Source organism: Ursidibacter sp. B-7004-1, assembly GCF_053654055.1.
Map to the genome: position 1 here is coordinate 1 of NZ_JBSIUP010000054.1, position 6,813 is coordinate 6,813.

Consider the following 6,813-nt stretch of genomic DNA (forward strand, 5'->3'; position numbering starts at 1 on the left):
CTCTCTCCCACAAGTGGGAGAGAGTTTTTTCAATTTTGTGCAACTGCTACATAATACCGATTTACAGCTTCTTAATAAAGCACTCGAGCTTTAATTGTGCCATCAATTTGTTTAAGCAGGCGTAATGCTTCATCTGTATTTTCAGATTCCACATCAATAACTACATAGCCGATAGTTGGGTCGGTTTGTAAATATTGAGCCGCAATGTTTACATTTGCATCAACAAACACTTGGTTGATTTTATTTAAAATACCTGGTTTGTTCGTGTGGATATGCAGTAAACGTTTTGCACCTTTATGTTCTGGTAATGAGACTTCTGGGAAGTTTACCGCAGAAAGTGTCGAGCCATTATCAGAGTATTTGATGAATTTATGTGCTACTTCAGAGCCAATGTTGGCTTGAGCTTCAGACGTTGAACCGCCGATATGTGGGGTTAAAATCACATTATCAAACTGACATAATGGTGATTCAAACGGATCGTTAATTGATGCTGGCTCTTCTGGGAATACGTCTAATGCCGCACCACGCAAATGTCCTGATGCTAATACTTCAACCAAAGCATCAATATCGACAACCGTTCCACGAGCAGCGTTAATTACCACTGCGTCTTTTTTCACTTTGCTTAAATTGGTTGCATTTAATAAATTTTTGGTTGATGCATTTTCTGGAACGTGTAATGAAACCGCATCACTCATTGCAAGTAATTCATCTAGGCTTGCAACTTGCTGTGCATTACCTAACGGTAATTTATTTTCAATATCGTAGAAATAAACACGCATACCCACCGCTTCGGCTAATACGCTTAATTGTGAGCCGATATGTCCGTAGCCAATAATCCCAAGATTTTTACCACGCACTTCGTTTGAGCCTGCTGCGGATTTATTCCATAAACCACGATGAACTTCTGCATTGGCTTTTGCGATTTGACGCATTAAGAGAATAATCTCACCTAATACTAGTTCAGCAACGGAACGAGTATTTGAGAATGGAGCATTGAAAACAGGAATACCACGACGTTTTGCCGCATCTAAACTTACTTGGTTTGTACCGATACAGAAACAACCGATAGCAATCAATTTAGGCGCTTGAGCAAGAACTTCTTCCGTTAGGAATGTACGAGAACGAATACCGATAAAATGAGCATCTTTAATGGCGTTAATTAAATCTTCACCATCTAATGCTTTTTTGTGGTAGTCAATGTTGGTATAACCTGCCGCTTTTAAGGCATCTAAGGCATTTTGGTGTACGCCTTCTAACAATACAAATTTAATTTTACTTTTATCAAGAGAAACTTTAGTGGTCATAATAGCTCCGAGTGTGTATTTGCAAATTTTATGGTGAATCTTACCGCTTATTATTCAAGGATTTTTGCCCCGTTTGGCGTTCCAACAATGGTTACATTCGCATAGCGTTGTGCAAAAATACCGTTGGTTACAACCCCTGCAATGTTGTTGATGGTATGTTCCATTTTAAGTGGCTCAAGGATTTTAAAGTTATACACATCTAAAATCACATTGCCATTATCTGTTACCACATTTTCACGATATTCAGGTGTACCGCCCAAAGCCACTAATTGACGAGCGACATAAGAACGAGCCATTGGAATCACTTCAACAGGTAAAGCGAATGTAGAGCCTAACACATCTACCTGTTTACTGGAATCCACAATGCAGATGAATTTTTTTGCTAATGAACTCACAATTTTTTCACGTGTGAGAGCTGCACCACCACCTTTAATCATATATCCTTGTGGCGTAATTTCATCAGCACCATCAATATAAACATCAAGGCTAGAAACTTCATTCGCATTAAAAACTTCAATTCCTTGTTTACGCAATAATTCTTCTGAATTTTTTGATGCGGCAACCGCACCTTTGATTTCATCACGCATTTCACCCAGTACTTCAATAAAGCAATTTACCGTAGAGCCACTGCCTACGCCAACGATAGTATCAGGTTTTACATATTGCAAAGCGGCACGCGCTGCAATTTTTTTCATTTCTAGTTGATCCATTCTTCCTCCCCAAGCAAACGTTTGCGTCTTTATTTCTAAAGATGCGATATTAAACGATCTGAATAAAGATTCAAGCGGTCAGTCATTTACAATATTTAATATAAATAAAACCGCTTTTAACTAAATAGCCATAATAAAAGATTAAGATTAAGAATACCGAGTGCGACACTCAGCAAAATATTGTTGAGATATTTATAACTGATAACAACACTAACCAACGCAAGGACTTGTGCACCGAATAATGGGTATCCCTGATTGTCTTGTGGTATAGAAACACTGGTTATCAGAAGTAACACCATAATGACAAGCGGTAAGATCCGATTTAATTTTTGTAAAATCGGGTGATCCATTAAGTTTTTGGGTAGAAAAAATGGTAAAAAACGGCAGAGTTGTGTACCCAATGTCAGTGCGATTAGCATATAAATAATATGTAGCGTATCCATTATGCTTTTCCTTTCTTATCATCAAAGAGCGATTGTGGCAGTAAGGCGACAATGACAATAGCGATTAAAATTGCAACTAATAATACACTTTGGTCGGTAATTTGACGTGCCAACAGAAAACCGATTAACGCAATAAAAATAGGTTTCCATTGCTTTTGGCTCTTATATTGTTCGTAAGCCAAAATAGCAAATAGGCAAGGCAGTGCAAAATCAAGATTTGGAATATATTGTGAAACGGAATCGCCTAAAGCAATACCAATGATAGTAGCAATTACCCAGTAAATCATTCCTAATAGATTGACTTTGAGCATCATAGCTTGACGTGTATCTGGGGGGAAAGTTGTCAATAACGCAAAACTTTCATCGGTTAAGTAGCTGACGCTAAAGAAGCGTTTAATCCGTTCTTTGGGTAAAATCGTGTACATATTAAGTGTGTAGAACATAAAACGTAAGCTCATTAATAATGTACTTAAAAATATAGGAATAATCCCTACGCCTGAAACAAAAAACGGGATAGCTGCATATTGAGCTGTGCCAGAGAAAACGGTAAAACTCATTATTATAGTAAACCAAACAGGTAAGCCTGCTGTGGTTGCTAATATGCCGTAAGCAATACCAGCCGCAAGGTACCCCATTAAGATGGGCAATGTGAGTTTTACAGCATTTTTCCAACTATTTTCAGTATTAAATGACATAAAGCACCTTGGTTTGTTAAATTCGGCGTAGGTTATCAAACTTGCTGAATAATGCCAAGATGCTTAGGGATTAAATACTTTGAGTTTTATATTGATAAGTAATGAGTTAGAACAAATTTGTTTAAGAAAATGTTTTACCAACTTATCGTTACTTTTAGACCTTGCTTTTGCTCTAATATGCTATTTTCTAAATTCACTTGGTATTGATGTAATTCGGCAATGCGGTGAACGATAGATAATCCTAAACCGCTACCTTTTTCATTTTGACCAGCTGGGCGGTAAAAACGTTGCCCTAATTTGGCAAGATCTGCACTATCAACTCCACCACCGTTATCTGCAATAATCAGGCTATGCTTGGTGAGTGTTACTCGAATAATTGTGCCTTCAGAGCAATATTTGATAGCATTATCAATGAGATTTCTAACCATTAGTGAAAGTAAAAGTGGCTGACCTTGTTTGAGTGTTGGGATCGCAATGTGCTCAAACTGTAACTCCATTTGGCGTTTTTCTGCGTGGAAATACAATTCACCAATTAACGATGGGAGTAGTTGCTCCCAATGTATCTCTTCCACGCCTTCTAATGCTTGCAGATTATCCAAACGAGATAGCGTCAGTAGTTGCTCAATCAACTGTGTGGCACGATTGATTCCTTGTGTTAGGTTATCTAATGCTTTCTCGCGTAATTCACTATCATCTCCTGCAAGTTGAGCGATTTCTGTTTGGATTTTTAACGCTGCTAACGGGCTACGCAATTCGTGGGCGGCATCAGAAGTAAAACGCCGTTCACGCAAAAGCATTGTTGATGTTTTGCTAAAAAAGTGATTTAAGCTATTGACCAGTGGCAAAATCTCTTTTGGTAAATTTTCAGTGGAAATGACCGCTTGATCTTCAGGAGTACGCTGACGAACCTGTTCACTCACTTGTTTTAGGGTTCTCAGTTCACGACTAATTAACCAAATCACGAGAGCAATCAATAATGGTAGGCTTGCAAACCAAATCCACATTTGCCCGAAAACCATTTTTAAAATAAGGTCTTCTCGGTAATCAAGCTCTTGCCCCACCGCAATGACTAATTTTCCGTCACCAATCGGTAGCCAAAAAATACGCCATTCGTCATCATCGCTGCTTAAATGTGAACGAGTAAACCCCTGCTCTCGACTGTAAAGAAAGTTATCACCGTTTCTTCCGTCACTGAGTAGCATATCTCCCTGTGAAGTAAAGACGGCAAATGCTAAAGCATCATCATCAAAATCTGCTCGAAATCCGCCTTTTTTGTGGTATTTTTCCTTCGGGTGCGGACGCTCAATAAGCATTGCTCGTAAGTCTGAACTGGCTAATCGTTGTGCAAATAAAATCTGTTGTGCATCAAAGACTTGATTAACTTCTTTACGCACTTGTAGCCACGCAACTGCTGTGGAAAGTACCCAAATCAATAATGCTGTTAATGAAATAACAATAATTAAGCGTAAGCGTAAACTAGCATTCTTAATCAGCTTCATCATTTTTTCCTAAGGTATAACCAACACCGTGAACAGTACGGATAAATTGTTTGCCTAGTTTCTGACGTAAATTATAAATATGAACTTCAAGGGCATTGCTATTCACTTCATCGTCCCAAGTATAGAGTTTTTCTTCAATGGCAGAACGAGTTAATACACGCTCTTTATTGTGCATAAAAAGAGCTAGTAAGTTGTATTCTCGTGTAGTGAGTGATATTTCTTGATCACGTAAGAAAACTTTACGTTGGTTAGGATCAAATTTTACTAAACTATGTTCAATAATTGGGTTAGTTTGTCCATAACGGCGGCGAATTAATGCTTGTAATCTGGCAACAACTTCAGCTAGAGCGAACGGCTTGCATAGATAATCATCAGCACCACGTTGTAATCCCGTAATACGTTCATCTAGTGTATCTCGAGCAGTTAGAATAAGTACGGGAACATCTTGATTGGCTTTTCGCCATTGTTGTAGCACATCTAAACCGTCCATTTTAGGTAAGGTAAGATCTAATACCACAGCATCATAAGGAGCTGAATCTAAAGCATTTAAACCTGTTTTGCCATCTGTAAACCAATCTATACTAAAACCTGATTTGGTTAAGCCGATTTTTAGTCCTTCACCGATTAAACTATCGTCTTCAATCAATAAAATTCGCATTGCTATTCTCTTATTTACACTTGATATAAACAGAAAAAGTGGCACTCTTGCCACTTTCTGCTACTTAGATGATTTATTGTACTTTTTCTACACGATGAACATCAATATCTGTTCTCCACGATTTATCTACTTCGCCAAAAACACGAATTTCATCATTTGGACCAACTTGTGTACCACCCCAATCTTCACCGTCAATTTCAACCACAATCTCACCGCTTGCATCGCGGAATAAGTATTCATCTCCTGTAAGTTGTTTTACAATTTTACCTTGTAAAACGATATATTGATCATCACGAAAATCTTTTACATCAGCAACTCGGCTAACTGTTTGAGCACTATTCGTAAAACCCCCATTTGTTGCACCTTGGAAACCAGAAGCCAATACAGATGCACTGATAGTTGATAATGCTAATGTAGTAATTAGAGATAATTTTTTCATAGTTAATTTCCTTAGTTAAAGTATTTAAATTTAAAAACAAGGCTCTCTTGCTTTGTTGAGCGTATTAAACCAAACAAATCTTAAGAAGTTATTAAGAAATAAAAATATTAAAAAGCTCAAACCTCTAGATGAACGCCCAGAAACAGTAATCTTTAAAGAATACTTTTTTCCTATTTTTCGATACACGTCACAAAAAAAACAAGTTAATCGGATTGAAAACTATAATTACCTAGGCGATTATTTGAACTGTGGAATATCCACTTGGATTTAATATATTAGTTCACATAAACGGAGGTAGCTGTATGAACCATATCAATCAACAAACGCTAAGTATTCGATCTTTATTATTACCGATAGTAGGAGAAACCAAAGCTAAGACATATTTCTCTTATTATGGGATCTTTAAAGATGATCTTATGTTTGGGTTATATAAAGAAGGATTCTTTTATCTGAAGTTGGCAGAAACTGATGTGCCAGAAGCTCTCTCTTTAGGAGCTAAAAGTTTAATTGATCCTAAAATAAGCAAAACAAATATGTTTTATTTACTCCCCGATTCAATTCTACATAACTTATCTTCTTATATAACTTGGTTTACTTCTAGTTTAACGGAAATTCAAGCAAATAAAGTTTCATTTTATAAAAAACGAAAGAGGCAAATTCGATCATTACCTAACTTAAATCTAAATTTAGAAAGAGCATTAAAAAAAGTAAATATAAATTCTGTCGAAGACTTGATTGAAAAAGGGGAGGTGAAAGTATTTATTGAACTAATTAAAATTGGAATTGATGTTGACCATACTCTTCTATTTAAACTCTACGGTGCAATAAACCAGCAATTTATCTACACGCTTTCCGAAAAAACCAAACGCAATTTACTTACCGAAGCTGACGAAGCACTTTACGAAGCAGGACTTCGAAAACGTTTTCATTTAAATTAGGATATATTTTAACCCATGATAAAAATGTGGGGGCTTGATTTTGGGGTAATAGGAAGTGGGTAATTATTTTCCCATTACACCCCTTAATTTGGGGTAATAAACAAAAGAATGTAATGGACAAAATAGT

Annotated in this window: 8 protein-coding genes; 1 reads left to right on the forward strand and 7 read right to left on the reverse strand. The window is 36.9% G+C overall.

Annotation, left to right across the window (positions count from 1 at the left end; genetic code table 11):
* Positions 1-71: 71 nt before the first annotated feature.
* The 7 genes from serA to ACWIW0_RS11010 form a co-directional block, all read right to left on the reverse strand.
* Positions 72-1,304 (reverse strand): phosphoglycerate dehydrogenase, encoded by a 1,233-nt coding sequence (gene serA, locus ACWIW0_RS10980; RefSeq protein ID WP_454453344.1) that lies wholly within the window; start codon positions 1,302-1,304, stop codon positions 72-74.
* A 50-nt stretch (positions 1,305-1,354) separates the two neighbouring features.
* Complete coding sequence (gene rpiA / locus ACWIW0_RS10985; protein WP_454453345.1) at positions 1,355-2,014, reverse strand: ribose-5-phosphate isomerase RpiA; 660 nt, start codon at positions 2,012-2,014, stop codon at positions 1,355-1,357.
* A 116-nt stretch (positions 2,015-2,130) separates the two neighbouring features.
* A complete protein-coding gene (locus ACWIW0_RS10990; RefSeq protein WP_454446172.1) occupies positions 2,131-2,457 on the reverse strand; it encodes an AzlD domain-containing protein in 327 nt (108 codons plus the stop codon).
* Positions 2,457-3,152 carry an AzlC family ABC transporter permease gene (locus ACWIW0_RS10995; RefSeq protein WP_454446171.1) on the reverse strand — a complete coding sequence of 232 codons (696 nt, stop codon included), beginning with the start codon at positions 3,150-3,152 and terminating at the stop codon, positions 2,457-2,459. Before ACWIW0_RS10995 ends, ACWIW0_RS10990 begins: the two co-directional genes overlap by 1 nt.
* 134 nt (positions 3,153-3,286) lie before the next feature.
* A complete protein-coding gene (gene qseC / locus ACWIW0_RS11000) occupies positions 3,287-4,651 on the reverse strand; it encodes a quorum sensing histidine kinase QseC (protein WP_454453349.1) in 1,365 nt (454 codons plus the stop codon).
* Complete coding sequence (locus ACWIW0_RS11005) at positions 4,638-5,309, reverse strand: response regulator (protein WP_454453346.1); 672 nt, start codon at positions 5,307-5,309, stop codon at positions 4,638-4,640. Before ACWIW0_RS11005 ends, qseC begins: the two co-directional genes overlap by 14 nt.
* Positions 5,310-5,382: 73 nt before the next feature.
* On the reverse strand, positions 5,383-5,748 hold the full coding sequence (locus tag ACWIW0_RS11010) for a YgiW/YdeI family stress tolerance OB fold protein (protein ID WP_454453347.1): 366 nt from the start codon (positions 5,746-5,748) through the stop codon (positions 5,383-5,385).
* Between the two features lie 302 nt (positions 5,749-6,050).
* Between ACWIW0_RS11010 and ACWIW0_RS11015 the strand changes: the two genes are divergently transcribed.
* Positions 6,051-6,686: a TfoX/Sxy family DNA transformation protein gene (locus ACWIW0_RS11015; RefSeq protein ID WP_454453348.1), complete on the forward strand. Its 636-nt coding sequence runs from the start codon at positions 6,051-6,053 to the stop codon at positions 6,684-6,686.
* The last annotated feature ends 127 nt before the right edge of the window (positions 6,687-6,813 follow it).